Consider the following 14,046-nt stretch of genomic DNA (forward strand, 5'->3'; position numbering starts at 1 on the left):
GGAAGTTCTGCGTTGGAGCATGTTTCAACCACCACGCTGATTATTATTCTGTGCGTCATGGTTCTGGTCTCCGCCTGGTTTGCCGGGTCGGAAACCGGCATGATGACGCTTAATCGCTATAAGCTGCGCCATCAGGTTAAAAACGGCAGTCGCGCTGCGCGCCGGGTGGAAAAGTTACTGCGGCGTCCCGACCGGCTGCTGAGCCTGGTATTAATCGGCAATAACCTGGTGAATATTCTGGCCTCCGCCCTCGCCACCATCGTCGGCATGCGCCTGCACGGTGACGAAGGGGTCGCCGTCGCGACCGGTATCCTGACCTTCGTCGTGCTGGTCTTTGCTGAAGTGCTGCCGAAAACGGTAGCCGCGCTCTATCCGGAGCGGGTCGCCTTTCCCAGCAGCCTGCTGCTGGTCCCGCTGCAATACATCATGCTGCCGCTGGTCTGGCTGCTGAATACCATTACCCATCTGCTGATGCGGATGGTGGGAATCCGGGCTGAAGGCGCAATCAGTTCTGCGCTGAGCAAAGAGGAGCTTCGCACCATCGTCTATGAGTCACGCAGCCTGATGTCGCGCCGTAATCAGGATATGCTGCTCTCGGTGCTCGATCTGGAGAAGGTCAGCGTTGATGACATCATGGTGCCGCGTAATGAGATTGTCGGTATCAACATCAGCGATGACTGGAAATCAGTCGTCCGCCAGCTGAGCCACTCACCGCATGGCCGCATTGTCCTGTTCCGCGACTCACTGGATGACTGTGTCGGCATGCTGCGGGTGCGCGAAGCCTGGCGCATGATGACCGAGAAAAAAGAGTTCACCAAAGAGATGCTGCTGCGCGCTGCGGATGAGATTTACTACATCCCGGAAGGGACACCGCTCAACACCCAGCTGGTAAAATTCCAGCGCAACAAAAAGAAAACGGGCCTGGTGGTGGATGAATATGGCGATATCAAAGGACTGGTGACCATAGAAGACATTCTGGAGGAGATCGTGGGAGATTTTACCACCTCAATGTCGCCGTCGCTGGCCGAAGAGGTGATGCCCCAGAATGATGGTTCCGTGCTGATCGAAGGCAGTGCCAGCGTGCGTGAAATCAACAAGGCGTTTAACTGGCATCTGCCAGAGCAGGAAGCCCGCACCATCAACGGTATGCTGCTGGAAGCGCTGGAGGAGATCCCCGCTATCAACACCCGCGTTCAGATCGGTCACTACAATATCGATATCCTGGACGTGCAGGACAACATGATTAAGCAGGTGCGCATCACGCCGAAGACACCGCTGAAAAAATCGGTCGGTTCCTGAAGCCATAAAAAAACGCCGCAATCGACACGATGCGGCGTTTTTTTAGCCGGACAGCTCTGACTAGATGTGCAGTTCTTTCAGCTTTTCAGCAGGCAGTTTCAGATCTTCGTTACGGTTAACGCCGATCTCATGCGCCAGCACGTTGCGGGCAATCTGCTGCGCTTCATCCAGTGAGTGCAGTTTGTAGCTGCCACACTGGTATTCGTTCAGCTCAGGGATCTGGTTCTGATCTTTTACTTTCAGAACGTCTTCCATCGCCCCTTTCCACGCTTTCGCCACGCGCTGCTCATCTGGCGTACCAATCAGGCTCATGTAGAAGCCGGTACGGCAGCCCATCGGCGAAATATCGACGATTTCCACACCGTCACCGTTGAGATGATCACGCATAAACCCGGCAAAGAGATGCTCCAGCGTATGAATGCCACGCTCAGTGAGGATATCAATGTTCGGGCGGCAGAAACGCAGGTCAAAAACGGTAATCGTATCGCCATGCGGAGTCTTCATGGTTTTCGCAACGCGAACCGCCGGTGCGCCCATGATGGTGTGATCAACGGTAAAACTATCCAGTAGTGGCATACGTCACCTCCTGTTCTGAGAATTTTTTTAAAAACGATGAAACTTTTCTGTTCGCCCAACGTCTGAATATATGAAAGACGCGCATTTGTTATCATCATCCCTGACAACAGAGATGTTAATTTGGCCACATTGATGTGGCCTTTTTCTTTTCTACCCTTCCCGGCTCGCCAGATACGCTTCAAAATCCAGCTTATCGTTCGCTTCCAGCTGCTGCTGTGCCGCGACAGATTCCTGCGCCTGACGCGAGAAATCCTCTTCGGTCAGCACCTCCAGCGGCTCTTCGCAGAGCAGATGACGATACTGTTCAGCCAGCGCTACGCCGGTTCCGGTCACACCATTATCTTTCATGGCCTGAAGAATGCGCGCCGAGTAGGTTAGCTCAGGATCGTCGAACGATGCTACCAGTTGATCGCAAACCTGCTGATATTCCGTGCTCGCCTGATTGTTGCTGTCTAACACTTCAGCAACCCGACGCAGATCGGCAAACAGGGTTTTGCCCACTTCAACCAGCGAATGTTCCGCTTCACCACAACCTACGGCAATTTTCTGATCCGGTTTACGGCCTTCCAGCACCACGCGGTTCCAGTTTTTACGGGTGCACTGCAGCTCTTCTGCACTCATCTCCGGTGCATCGGCCAGCGTACACCAGATCAGGAACAGGTCGAGGAAGCGCACCTGGTTCTCATCGACCCCGATAGCCGAGAACGGGTTAATATCCAGTGAACGGACTTCAATGTACTCAATGCCACCCCGCAGCAGCGCATCAGATGGCGCTTCACCGGAACGGGTCACCCGTTTTGGCCGGATTGGCGCATAGAGTTCATTCTCAATCTGCAGCACGTTGGTATTGAGCTGCAGCCAGTTGCCGTCAGCATCTTTCGTGCCCATGCCCGCAAACTCTTCTGACGGCGTTTTGATCGCTTTCTTCAGCGCCGTGACATAGCCTTCCAGCGAGTTAAACGTAATGCCCAGCGAGCTCTGCGATTTATTGGTGTAGCCGAGATCGCTCAGACGCAATGAGGTTGCATAAGGCAGCCACATTGTATCTTTATCGTTGGTTTCAAACGGCAGCGGGCTCTCACGGCCCTGCAGGAAGCTGGAACTGATCGCTGGCGATGCGCCAAATAGATAAGGGATCACCCAGCCGAAGCGATAGTAGTTGCGGATCAACCGCAGGTAGCCCGCCGAGATGGTCTCTTTTCCGCTCTCCACATCTTTCACATCCGCCCACTCCTGCCAGAAGGAAAGCGGCAGCGAGAAGTTGTAGTGAATGCCGGAGATGGTCTGCATCAACGCGCCGTAGCGGTTTTTCAGGCCCTGACGATAGAGGGTCTTCATCTGACCAATGTTGGATTGACCATACTGTGCCAGCTCAATGTTATCCGCATCGTCAATCACGCACGGCATACTGAAAGGCCACATACGCTCGTCACCCAGCTCACGGGCAACGTGACGATGGATATCGCGCAGGAAAGCCAGCATGTGATCGATGCTGTGATCCACTGGGGTAATAAACTCCAGCAACGTTTCGGCAAAATCGGTGGTGATCCAGTCATGCTTCAGCGCCGACCCCAGCGAGGCCGGGTGGCCGCTTTTTGCCAGGTCGCCATTTGCCTGTACGCGCAGTGTTTCACGCTCGATGCCACGGCCAATGCCCTTGAGAGCATTAGGATGCGCTTCCAGCCAGGAGAGCGCTTTAGAGACGTCCGGGATCACATTCCCCCCCCGCTGTGATAATAATTTATTTTTGTTCAGCATAATCTTAACCGTAGCCTCGAATCTGTGCGAATCAATGCCACCATTCCATACCCTGTAATGTGGCTATCGCGATAACGATATAACGCAGTGTTTTACCGACAGCGAGAAACAGCATCACTGGCAGCCAGGCGAACCGTAACCAGCCCGCGAGAACGCAGAGCAGGTCACCTATCACCGGTAGCCAGCTGAAGAGCAGCGCTGCAGGTCCCAGCCGGTGCAACCACGTCATTGCTGTGTCATGCCATCGCCCCTGACCTTTTAACGGCAGCAGGCGACCAATAAGAATGTTCGTTAAGCCGCCCAGTGTGTTTCCCAGTGATGCGGCTAAAAGCAATCCGTAAACTGATGTCTTTTTTGCTATCAATAGTGCTATCAGCAGTGCTTCAGAACTTCCAGGCAGAAGCGTCGCACTCAAAAAACTGCTGCCGAACATGGAGGCATAGGTGAGGATGTCACTCACAGTAAGCGGACATCCACCACATCCATCCCTGCCGCTTTCGCGGCCTGAATGCCAAAATCGGCATCCTCAAAGACCACACACCGTTCAGGCGCCACACCCATCAGCGCTGCGCAGCGCAGAAAGGTTTCTGGCTCGGGTTTGTGTCGCTTCACATCATCAGCACCCACCACAGCCGAAAACAGCTCACGCACGCCCAGTTGCGTCAGTAACGCCTCCGCCATGCTGTGCTCGCTTCCGGTGCCCACCGCCATCGGACGACGTCCGTGGTACGCTTTAGCCACTTCCAGTAAAGGCAGCGGCCTGACGTTGTCCAGCAGCATCGCTTTCACGGCAGCGGTTTTCTCTGCGGCAAGAAGATGGGGATCGAGAGACGACTGATTGGTGTCAATGATGAACTGCGCAAGCCGCCAGGCGGGTGCGCCATTGAAGTCGATAATACGTGCTTCATCCAGCGTTAATCCGTAATGCGCCAGTACCTGACGCCACGCTTTTCGATGTGTCGGCTCTGTATCCAGGATCGTGCCGTCCATATCGAAAATCAGGGCGTCATAGTGATCGTACATTGTCACTCCGGACATTCATCAAATGAGACATTACTTTAGCCTAATGTGGACAGGTTGTCGCCAGGGGGGATGAACAGCAAATGCTTTGAAAGCATTAACAATTTTTCTTTTCAGATAAAGGTGATCGTGCGCGACCAGCGATAACAGTACGAATTTTCAGCGATTTTTTAACAATCGTCTGGTGCCAGGGCGGCGGCGCACCTGCATGAGAGGCAAACTGCAGCGGGTTAAGCAGGACAGGTGTAACTGGGCGTTGCTTAAGATGAAATGATGAATCTGTTACGCAGATGAGGCTGAAAAGCCGCGTGGATGGAGCCAGAGAAAAAGAGAAGAGCGAGAATGCGGGCTGGACGTAAATTACGTCATGGCACACTGAGGCGCTGACCCTATTTGAGAATATGGTGCATCCAGGAGGATTCGAACCTCCGACCGCTCGGTTCGTAGCCGAGTACTCTATCCAGCTGAGCTATGGATGCATTGGGATGTTGCGTTTTTTTATGGACGTTCAGAAATCAACCTGAGGATGTTACAAAGAATGGTGCATCCAGGAGGATTCGAACCTCCGACCGCTCGGTTCGTAGCCGAGTACTCTATCCAGCTGAGCTATGGATGCATAAATCTGATTCTTGTACAACGCAGGGTGCTGACTACTCACCATGAAAGGAATTGCTAATTCGCTTTATTTCTTTATTTTCGATGGTGCATCCAGGAGGATTACTCAGCTTGCGCTTCGCCCTGCGGGCCGTTGCTGATGCAACGTTATCCTCCTTAGTGCGGTCTGAACGCTAATGCGTCATGTCACACTGAGGCACTTCGCCATATCCGAAAATATGGTGCATCCAGGAGGATTCGAACCTCCGACCGCTCGGTTCGTAGCCGAGTACTCTATCCAGCTGAGCTATGGATGCATCGAAAATGGCGGTGAGGGAGGGATTCGAACCCTCGATACAGCTTTTGACCGTATACTCCCTTAGCAGGGGAGCGCCTTCAGCCTCTCGGCCACCTCACCTTACGCTTTCTTTCGAACCGTGCTTCTGAACTTGTTTCTGCTCATCGGCACTGCGTGGCGCACATATTACTTTCCCGGACTTTTAAGTCAAACAATTTTTCCGAAACTTTGTTTGATTGAGCAAATCACACACAATTGGAACAAAATGGCGGCAAAAAGAGTGAATTATCAACAATGAAAGAGGAGGACGTTAACAAAACGGAGAACAGCGGGAGAGAACAAAGGGCGGGATTTTTTGCAGAAAGCGGTAGCGCCTCGCACAGGTGCGAGACGCTGAATCCGTTAAACGCTGGTCTGTTGCGTTTTTTCAGCCTGGATGCGTTGATAGATCTCTTCGCGATGCACAGACACTTCTTTCGGCGCGTTAACCCCTATACGAACCTGGTTACCCTTAACACCCAGCACCGTTACCGTTACCTCATCACCGATCATGAGGGTTTCACCAACTCGACGAGTTAGAATAAGCATTCTTTGCTCCTTGAAAGATTAAAAGAGTCGGGCTTGTACAGGCTCCCGGCATTATCCATCATTTAACGCTGCGCATTGACTATGAGGAATACACCAATGCACATCGATGCGCCAATACATTCTGCTGATAGTTAGTTTAGCCGAAATACACTACATCAACCTGACTTTGTCATTTGCTGCTTTAGCATCGTATTAAAAAGCGCCGGAACCGGGGTTCTGACGCTTCTGACCATGCTTTGTTTTATTTCATTACAGGCGGCTGCTAACCCAGCTCTCAACCCCTGCCAGCGCGCCTTTCAGCGCCTCAGCATCGTTACCACCCGCCTGAGCCATATCCGGACGACCACCGCCCTTCCCGCCTACCTGCTGCGCCAGACAGGCAATCAACTCGCCTGCTTTAACACGGTCGGTCAGATCTTTGGTCACACCCGCGATGAGCGATACCTTGCCTTCCACCACCGTCGCTAACACGATAATCGCCGATCCCAGCTGATTCTTGAGATCGTCAACCATGGTACGCAGCATTTTCGGGTCAACATTGCTGAGCTCGCTCACCAGCAGCTTCGCCCCTTTGACATCAATGGCATTCCTGCTCAGTGACGCGCTCTCCTGCGCAGCCTGCTGATCGCGCAGTTGCTGCAACTCTTTCTCCAGAGCCCGGACGTGGTCAACCAGACCGCGTACCTTCTCGTTCAGGTTGCTGCTGTTCGCTTTTACCAGCTGCGCAATATCCTGCAGCTGGCTGCTCTGCGCGTTGACCTGAGCCAGCGCACTTTCACCGGTAATCGCCTCGATACGACGGATGCCGGCAGCGGTGCCTGACTCAGCCTGAATGCGGAACAGACCTATATCGCCAGTGCGTGCCGCGTGGGTTCCCCCACACAGTTCGACAGAGAAGTCACCCATGGTCAGCACGCGAACACGCTGATCATACTTTTCGCCGAACAGGGCCATCGCCCCTTTAGACTTCGCCGCATCAAGATCCATCACCTCGGTTTCCACCGGCAGGTTGCGACGAATCTGTGCATTGACGATATCTTCGACCTGACGAATCTCCTGAGGTTTCATCGCTTCAAAATGCGAGAAGTCGAAACGCAGATATTTGTCATTAACCAGAGAGCCTTTCTGCCCCACGTGCTCACCTAAAACCTGGCGTAATGCGGCGTGCAATAAGTGGGTGGCAGAGTGGTTAAGACGGATGCGTGCACGACGTGCCGCATCAACCTGCGCCTCAAGGCGGTCGCCGATACGCAACTGCCCGGCGGTCAGCTTACCGACATGACCGATTGCCTGACCATATTTTTGTGTATCCTGGACGCTAAATTCAGCATTCTTCCCTTTCAGCAGACCGGTATCGCCAACCTGACCACCCGATTCGCCATAGAATGGCGTTTCATCCAGCACAACGACGGCATCCTGACCTGCGGACACTTCATCCACCGCCTCACCTGCAACATAGAGTGCTTTTACGGTGGCGGCTAAATCGAGCTGGTCGTAGCCTTTGAAGGAGGAAGCCGCATCGATGCGGATTACGTTGCTGTAGTCAGCGCCGAAGCCGCTCGCTTCACGGGCACGCTGACGCTGCTGCTCCATCGCCTGCTCGAAGCCCGTTTCGTCGATTTTCAGATTGCGTTCGCGGCAGACGTCAGCGGTTAAATCCGCCGGGAAACCAAAGGTGTCATAAAGACGGAAGACGATTTCACCATCCAGGGTGTCGCCCTGCAGTTTTGCCAGCTCCTCGTCCAGCAGCGCCAGTCCGCGTTCCAGCGTGCGGGCAAACTGCTCTTCTTCGCTTTTCAGCACCTGCTCAACCTGAGCCTGCTGGCGCTGCAACTCTTCGCCTGCAGCACCCATGACCTCAACCAGCGGCGCAACCAGCTTATAGAAAAAGGCCTCTTTGGCACCCAGCATGTTGCCATGACGCACGGCACGACGAATGATACGACGCAGCACGTAGCCGCGGCTCTCATTGGACGGGATCACACCATCGGCAATCAGGAAGGCGCAGGAGCGGATGTGGTCGGCAATCACGCGCAGCGATTTGTTGCTGAGGTCAGTCGCACCGGTAACCTGCGCCACAGCCTGAATCAGTTTCTGGAACAGGTCGATTTCGTAGTTAGAGTTGACGTGTTGCAGAACGGCAGAAATGCGCTCCAGACCCATCCCGGTATCAACCGAAGGTTTGGGCAGCGGCAGCATTGTGCCATCCGCCTGGCGGTTGAACTGCATAAAGACGATGTTCCAGATCTCGATGTAACGGTCACCATCCTCTTCCGGGCTGCCTGGCGGGCCACCCCAGATGTGATCGCCATGATCGTAGAAAATCTCGCTGCACGGACCACAAGGACCGGTGTCACCCATCTGCCAGAAGTTATCTGACGCGTAGGCGCCGCCCTTGTTGTCGCCGATGCGAATAATGCGCTCGCGTGGCACACCGATCTCTTTTTCCCAGATCGCGTAGGCTTCATCATCGGTTTCATAAACCGTTACCCACAGACGCTCTTTTGGCAGGCCGAACCACTGTTCGCTCGTCAGCAGTTCCCAGGCAAAACCAATCGCCTCTTTCTTGAAGTAGTCACCAAAGCTGAAGTTACCCAGCATTTCAAAGAAGGTGTGGTGACGCGCGGTGTAGCCGACGTTTTCAAGATCGTTGTGTTTTCCGCCCGCGCGCACGCAGCGCTGCGACGTGGTCGCCCGTGTGTAATCACGTTTGTCCTGACCGAGGAACACATCTTTAAACTGGTTCATCCCGGCGTTAGTAAACAACAACGTTGGATCGTTATTCGGTACGAGGGAGCTGCTGGTTACAACCTCATGTCCCTTGCTATGAAAAAAGTCGAGAAACGCCTGACGGATCTCAGCAGTGCTCTTGCTCATATATGTCCTGGAATCACGCTAACGAACGTTCCCACCGATCGGTGCGACCCCATTTTCCTGGTGCCGGATCAGCGGAACAAAAAGTGGGAATAAGATAAATTTTCTTCAGTGGGAAGTAAAATTACATCGGCCCTTAGTCATCAAAATTTCTGAAAACAGACTGGATATCTTCGCTCATAAACCCTTTTGACTGCAGGTAGCGTAGTACTTTCGCTTTCTCTTTCCACTCGACAGGCAGCGGATGCCCGAATTTTCGTTCGGCCAGTTCCGCCGCACAGGCAGCCCAGTCCACCTCCGTTTCTTCCATCGCAATATCAATGGCTTCACGGTCAATGCCTTTCTGGGCCAGTTCAAGACGGACACGCTGGGAGCCAAAGCCTTTCCGGCTGCGGCTCTGAATAAACCGTTCAGTGAAACGCGCGTCGTTCAGCCAGCCGTTCTCCTGACACCAGTTCAGCACCTGCTCCAGCAGCGCATCGGTGATGATCTCAGGCTCTTTTTTCTGCGCCCATGCCGCACGCTGAGCCGATTGCTGCAGCTTACGCGCCAGCTCTGCACGGCTGTGATCGCGCTGGCCCAGAATACGCATCGCGCGGTCAAGCAGGCGGGAGTAGGAGACAACATTGGATTGGGGTTGGGGCTGAGTGGATTCAGTCATACTGCGCACCTTGTACAAACAGGGGAAAGATTATGGCGACAGAACAGGACAGAGGGAAGGCAGGAGAGGTACAGAGGGAAGTAAAAATAACGGGAGAGGCGTTCGCCTCTCCCGTCTTAGTCATCAGAAGTCTTCGTTCGCTTCGCTGGCTGCGTTCTCATTCTCAGCAGATTTGTCTGCTTCGAGTGATTCATCCGCGCCGTTGAGCAGTAACTCACGTAACTTCAGATCGATTTCGTTTGCCACAGCCGCATTCTCTTTCAGGAAGTTGCTGGCATTCGATTTACCCTGACCAATCTTGTCGCCATTGTAGCTGTACCATGCACCCGCTTTTTCAATCAGCTTGTGCTTCACGCCCAGGTCAACCAGCTCACCGAAGGTATTGATCCCTTCACCGTACATGATCTGGAATTCAGCCTGTTTAAACGGCGCGGCGATTTTGTTTTTCACCACTTTAACGCGGGTCTCACTGCCGACCACGTTATCGCCCTCTTTAATCGCACCGATACGGCGGATATCAAGACGGACAGAGGCGTAGAACTTCAGCGCGTTACCGCCGGTGGTGGTTTCCGGGTTACCAAACATCACACCAATTTTCATACGGATCTGGTTGATGAAGATCAGCAGGGTGTTTGACTGCTTCAGGTTACCGGCCAGCTTACGCATCGCCTGGCTCATCATACGTGCCGCGAGGCCCATGTGTGAGTCACCGATCTCACCTTCGATTTCCGCTTTCGGCGTCAGCGCCGCAACGGAGTCGACAATGATGACATCGACCGCGCCAGAGCGGGCCAGTGCATCACAGATCTCCAGCGCCTGCTCACCGGTATCCGGCTGCGAGCAGAGCAGGTTGTCGATATCGACGCCCAGCTTCTTGGCATAGACCGGGTCAAGCGCATGCTCGGCATCGATAAAGGCACAGGTTTTGCCTTTACGCTGAGCCGCGGCGATGACCTGCAGGGTCAGCGTCGTTTTACCGGAAGACTCAGGTCCGTAGATCTCAACGATACGACCCATTGGCAGACCGCCTGCGCCTAACGCGATATCCAGCGACAGCGAACCGGTAGAGATGGTTTCCACATCCATTGAGCGGTCTTCACCCAAGCGCATGATGGAGCCTTTACCAAATTGTTTCTCAATCTGGCCCAGCGCGGCAGCTAAAGCCTTCTGTTTGTTTTCATCAATCGCCATTTCAACTCCTAATCAAGCCGGGTAAACACGCACTCAGGGTGCCTGCACTCTTTCTGTTGCCGACAATTATACTGTATAGTCATACAGTATCAAGTTTAATTTGTCAGAAATTCGCCATACAGTGTCTGCAGGGCCCATGCCACCGACTGGCGGCGTACGGCATCACGATCGCCGCTGAAATGCTGCTGAAAAGTCAGCACTTTATCTTCAGGGCCGGCCAGGCCAAACCACACCGTGCCGACCGGTTTTTCTTCACTGCCGCCATCCGGACCGGCGATGCCGCTGACTGAAATGGCATAGTCTGCCTGAGCGGCCTGACGGGCACCCTGCGCCATCTCCCGCACCACCGCCTCGCTGACCGCGCCATACCGTTCCAGCGAGGCGGCCTGTACGTTCACCAGCTGCTCTTTTGCCTCATTACTGTAGGTCACAAAACCGCGTTCAAACCAGGCGGAACTGCCACTGATATCGGTAAAGACCTTCGCAATCCATCCGCCGGTGCAGGATTCCGCACAGGTGACGGTGGCGTTGCGCTGCTTCAGCTTCTCACCTATCTGCGCGCTAAGCGCCTGCAGTTGCTGATCATCCATTGCGACTCTCCCGTGGGGTGTGGATTGAAGGTGGTGCAGAAAACGCACTTTTTCAAGGGCTCTCTGCACTATTGCCCTGCTTTTGCGGCTGAGTTTCCAGCTCACGCCCCTTTTTTCACCGCCACCATAAAAAGACGCGGGAAAGCGAGCAACACCTGACCGTCGGCCCGGGCCGGATAGGCACTGAGCAGCTGCTGATGATAATCGGCGAGAAACGCCGCCTGGGATGCCTCATCCAGTGACGCCAGGAACGGGCGCAAGCCTGTTGCCTGCAGCCAGCTGATAATCGCCTGCGCATCAGCCATGACGTGATAATAGGTGGTGCGCCAGATATCCACCTCACAGCCCGCCTGGGTGAGCAAATCGTAATAGGCGCCGGCAGAGAGCAGCGCGACACGATCAGCGGTGCGGATCTGTGAACGCCAGCGCGCGGATGCGGCGACCTCACGCATCAGCTGGTGCGAGGGTTCATTGAGGTTATCCGGCATCTGAACCGCCAGTGCACCACCGGGGGCCAGCTGCCTGACCAGATGGGGGAACAGCGCAGTGTGATCATCCAGCCACTGCAGGGAAGCGTTGGCGTAGATGACCTGCTGCGGGACCTCTGCCTGCCAGCTGCGGATATCCGCCTGCACAAAGCGGCAGTGTGGCAGGCGTTCACGGGCCTGCGTTAACATCGCCGCGGAACTGTCCAGTCCGGTAATCTGCGCCAGCGGCCAGGCATCAGCGAGCAGCTCCGTGCTGTTGCCCGGCCCGCATCCCAGATCGGTGACCTGCTCAACCTGCTCCGGACGGATACGCGCCAGCAGCTCATGCGCCGGACGTGTGCGTTCCGCTTCAAATTTACGATACAGCACGGGATCCCACTCTTTCATCCTGACCTCTCATTCAGCAATCAGCTCTTCGTTTACTGAGACGGATGAAAGGCAAAAAAGTGCGACCCGTGACGGCGTTTTACTGACTGTATAGTTAGCGGCGGCGGAAAAAGGGGGGAGAGGAAGGCGGAACCGGATAAGGCAGAGTGAGCGCGGGCGCGTCCGTGCGCCCCTGATCTCAGTTCTTTTTCACAAACTCAGATTTTAATTTCATCGGGCCAAAGCCGTCGATTTTGCAATCGATGTTGTGGTCCCCTTCAACCAGACGAATGCTTTTCACTTTGGTGCCGATCTTCAGTGAAGAGGAGCTGCCCTTCACCTTAAGATCTTTGATCACCGTGACGCTGTCGCCATCTGCCAGCAGATTGCCGTTGGCATCACGCACCTCCAGGGGTGCGTTGCTGCTGTCACCCTCTCCTTCGGTCCAGATATGACCGCAGGAGGGGCAGTTGAGGTTGTCACCATCTTGCCAGGTATAATCGGCGTGACAGGCTGGGCAGGCAGGTAAAGACATAACGACTCCAGAGATAACTGTGGCTGTGTGGCCTGAAAAGGCCGACATCATATAACCTTACAGTTAACAAGGGTAGCCTTTATAACAGACCACCCTGTCGCGCTTTGCCGACCGCCTCACCCAGCTGCCACACCGCCATCGCATAGTGGGTGCTGTGGTTGTAGCGTGTGATGACATAAAAATTGGGCAAGCCGTACCAGTACTGATAACTGGTGCCGAGATCGAGCCGCAGCAGACTCACCTCATCGTTGCCGTCGAGCGAGCCCTGAGGAGACAATCCTGAGGCCGCCAGCATGCTCACGCTGTAGCGGGTTTTGAAGCCATCATTCAGCATCGGTGCCTGACCGCTGGCCGGAACGGCAACATTTTCACCGCTGCGCCAGCCATGCTTCTGGAAGTAGTGCGCCACGCTGCCGATCGCATCCACCGGATCCCAGAGATTGGCATGACCGTCGCCGTTGAAATCAACCGCATACTCCTGATAAGAAGAGGGCATAAACTGACCATAGCCCATCGCGCCGGCGAAAGAGCCTTTCAGCGCCAGCGGGTCATCCTGCTCTTTACGCGACATCAGCAGGAAGGTTTCCAGCTCGCTGCTGAAGTACTCAGCACGGCGTGGATAGTTGAACGACAGGGTCGCCAGCGCATCCAGAATGCGCGTTTTCCCCATGACGCGCCCCCAGCGGGTTTCCACGCCGATGATGCCGACAATAATTTCCGGCGGCACGCCGTAAACCTGCTGCGCGCGCTGCAGCGCATCCTGATACTGGTTCCAGAACGCTACCCCGTTTTGCACGTTATCCGGCGTAATGAATTTGTTGCGATAACGGATCCAGGCCCCGTTAGGACCTGGCGCGGGCGTATAGCTCGGGGCCTGACGATCCATCAGCCGCAGCACATAATCCAGCCGTTTTGCCTGACCGATAATGTCGTGCAGTTGCTGACGATCAAAGTCATGCTCTTTCACCATCTTATCGATAAATTTCTCGGCGGCCGGATTGCCGGCAAAATCGCCAGACATGCCCGATCCGTTATGCGACGGCTGCAGTAAAAAACCGCCCTGCGGCGCAGCCAGCATCTTCTGCCGGGAGGGAACGTCAGGTTTGCTGCTGCAGGAGGCCAGAAGCGGAATAAGGGCAAGGAGGGCTAGCTTGAGACGCATCGGTTATCCATAAACGAGGGGGTAAAATCAGATGCGGTAATAGTAG

Annotated in this window: 13 protein-coding genes and 4 tRNA genes; 1 reads left to right on the plus strand and 16 read right to left on the minus strand. The window is 54.6% G+C overall.

The window, feature by feature from the left end; translation table 11 throughout:
* The first annotated feature begins 12 nt into the window (after positions 1–12).
* Positions 13–1,299, plus strand: a complete 1,287-nt coding sequence (locus F3I47_RS14895; RefSeq protein ID WP_150030201.1) for an HlyC/CorC family transporter — start codon at positions 13–15, stop codon at positions 1,297–1,299.
* A 60-nt stretch (positions 1,300–1,359) separates the two neighbouring features.
* On the opposite strand, the gene luxS is transcribed toward F3I47_RS14895, so the two are convergent.
* From luxS to mltB, 16 genes are all read right to left on the minus strand, one after another.
* Positions 1,360–1,875: an S-ribosylhomocysteine lyase gene (gene luxS, locus F3I47_RS14900; protein WP_009086888.1), complete on the minus strand. Its 516-nt coding sequence runs from the start codon at positions 1,873–1,875 to the stop codon at positions 1,360–1,362.
* Positions 1,876–2,025: 150 nt separating this feature from the next.
* Positions 2,026–3,633 carry a glutamate--cysteine ligase gene (gene gshA / locus F3I47_RS14910; RefSeq protein ID WP_046102438.1) on the minus strand — a complete coding sequence of 536 codons (1,608 nt, stop codon included), beginning with the start codon at positions 3,631–3,633 and terminating at the stop codon, positions 2,026–2,028.
* Positions 3,634–3,664: 31 nt separating this feature from the next.
* A complete protein-coding gene (locus F3I47_RS14915) occupies positions 3,665–4,093 on the minus strand; it encodes a YqaA family protein (RefSeq protein WP_046102439.1) in 429 nt (142 codons plus the stop codon).
* Positions 4,090–4,656 carry a fructose-1-phosphate/6-phosphogluconate phosphatase gene (gene yqaB, locus F3I47_RS14920; protein WP_046102440.1) on the minus strand — a complete coding sequence of 189 codons (567 nt, stop codon included), beginning with the start codon at positions 4,654–4,656 and terminating at the stop codon, positions 4,090–4,092. Before yqaB ends, F3I47_RS14915 begins: the two co-directional genes overlap by 4 nt.
* 399 nt (positions 4,657–5,055) lie before the next feature.
* Positions 5,056–5,132 (minus strand) — tRNA-Arg (locus F3I47_RS14925).
* A gap of 60 nt (positions 5,133–5,192) precedes the next feature.
* Positions 5,193–5,269: transfer RNA gene (locus F3I47_RS14930), tRNA-Arg, on the minus strand.
* 218 nt (positions 5,270–5,487) lie between these two features.
* Positions 5,488–5,564 (minus strand) — tRNA-Arg (locus F3I47_RS14935).
* A gap of 8 nt (positions 5,565–5,572) precedes the next feature.
* Positions 5,573–5,665: transfer RNA gene (locus F3I47_RS14940), tRNA-Ser, on the minus strand.
* 282 nt (positions 5,666–5,947) lie between these two features.
* Positions 5,948–6,133: a carbon storage regulator CsrA gene (gene csrA / locus F3I47_RS14945; protein ID WP_008927091.1), complete on the minus strand. Its 186-nt coding sequence runs from the start codon at positions 6,131–6,133 to the stop codon at positions 5,948–5,950.
* 249 nt (positions 6,134–6,382) lie between these two features.
* Entirely contained in the window at positions 6,383–9,010 is a 2,628-nt protein-coding gene (gene alaS / locus F3I47_RS14950; RefSeq protein ID WP_150030200.1) for an alanine--tRNA ligase, read from the minus strand.
* A 133-nt stretch (positions 9,011–9,143) separates the two neighbouring features.
* Positions 9,144–9,668 (minus strand): regulatory protein RecX, encoded by a 525-nt coding sequence (locus tag F3I47_RS14955; protein ID WP_009086897.1) that lies wholly within the window; start codon positions 9,666–9,668, stop codon positions 9,144–9,146.
* 123 nt (positions 9,669–9,791) lie between these two features.
* Positions 9,792–10,859 (minus strand): recombinase RecA, encoded by a 1,068-nt coding sequence (recA, locus tag F3I47_RS14960; protein WP_009086899.1) that lies wholly within the window; start codon positions 10,857–10,859, stop codon positions 9,792–9,794.
* Positions 10,860–10,954: 95 nt separating this feature from the next.
* On the minus strand, positions 10,955–11,449 hold the full coding sequence (pncC, locus tag F3I47_RS14965; protein WP_150030199.1) for a nicotinamide-nucleotide amidase: 495 nt from the start codon (positions 11,447–11,449) through the stop codon (positions 10,955–10,957).
* Positions 11,450–11,550: 101 nt separating this feature from the next.
* A complete protein-coding gene (gene tam, locus F3I47_RS14970; protein WP_150030198.1) occupies positions 11,551–12,324 on the minus strand; it encodes a trans-aconitate 2-methyltransferase in 774 nt (257 codons plus the stop codon).
* A gap of 178 nt (positions 12,325–12,502) precedes the next feature.
* On the minus strand, positions 12,503–12,838 hold the full coding sequence (locus F3I47_RS14975) for a zinc ribbon domain-containing protein YjdM (protein ID WP_009086905.1): 336 nt from the start codon (positions 12,836–12,838) through the stop codon (positions 12,503–12,505).
* Positions 12,839–12,917: 79 nt separating this feature from the next.
* A complete protein-coding gene (gene mltB, locus F3I47_RS14980) occupies positions 12,918–14,000 on the minus strand; it encodes a lytic murein transglycosylase B (RefSeq protein WP_150030197.1) in 1,083 nt (360 codons plus the stop codon).
* Between the last annotated feature and the right edge of the window lie 46 nt (positions 14,001–14,046).

Source organism: Pantoea sp. M_10 (assembly GCF_008631515.1).
In the GTDB taxonomy this organism is placed as follows: domain Bacteria; phylum Pseudomonadota; class Gammaproteobacteria; order Enterobacterales; family Enterobacteriaceae; genus Pantoea; species Pantoea anthophila.

What these genes read in the sequence shown, in the direction of transcription:
- luxS (WP_009086888.1), bottom strand. Translation starts at nt 1,875, where the DNA reads ATGCCACTACTGGATAGTTTTACCGTTGATCACACCATCATGGGCGCA.
- gshA (WP_046102438.1), bottom strand. Translation starts at nt 3,633, where the DNA reads ATGCTGAACAAAAATAAATTATTATCACAGCGGGGGGGGAATGTGATC.
- yqaB (WP_046102440.1), bottom strand. Translation starts at nt 4,656, where the DNA reads ATGTACGATCACTATGACGCCCTGATTTTCGATATGGACGGCACGATC.
- csrA (WP_008927091.1), bottom strand. Translation starts at nt 6,133, where the DNA reads ATGCTTATTCTAACTCGTCGAGTTGGTGAAACCCTCATGATCGGTGAT.
- alaS (WP_150030200.1), bottom strand. Translation starts at nt 9,010, where the DNA reads ATGAGCAAGAGCACTGCTGAGATCCGTCAGGCGTTTCTCGACTTTTTT.
- F3I47_RS14955 (WP_009086897.1), bottom strand. Translation starts at nt 9,668, where the DNA reads ATGACTGAATCCACTCAGCCCCAACCCCAATCCAATGTTGTCTCCTAC.
- recA (WP_009086899.1), bottom strand. Translation starts at nt 10,859, where the DNA reads ATGGCGATTGATGAAAACAAACAGAAGGCTTTAGCTGCCGCGCTGGGC.
- pncC (WP_150030199.1), bottom strand. Translation starts at nt 11,449, where the DNA reads ATGGATGATCAGCAACTGCAGGCGCTTAGCGCGCAGATAGGTGAGAAG.
- tam (WP_150030198.1), bottom strand. Translation starts at nt 12,324, where the DNA reads ATGAAAGAGTGGGATCCCGTGCTGTATCGTAAATTTGAAGCGGAACGC.
- F3I47_RS14975 (WP_009086905.1), bottom strand. Translation starts at nt 12,838, where the DNA reads ATGTCTTTACCTGCCTGCCCAGCCTGTCACGCCGATTATACCTGGCAA.
- mltB (WP_150030197.1), bottom strand. Translation starts at nt 14,000, where the DNA reads ATGCGTCTCAAGCTAGCCCTCCTTGCCCTTATTCCGCTTCTGGCCTCC.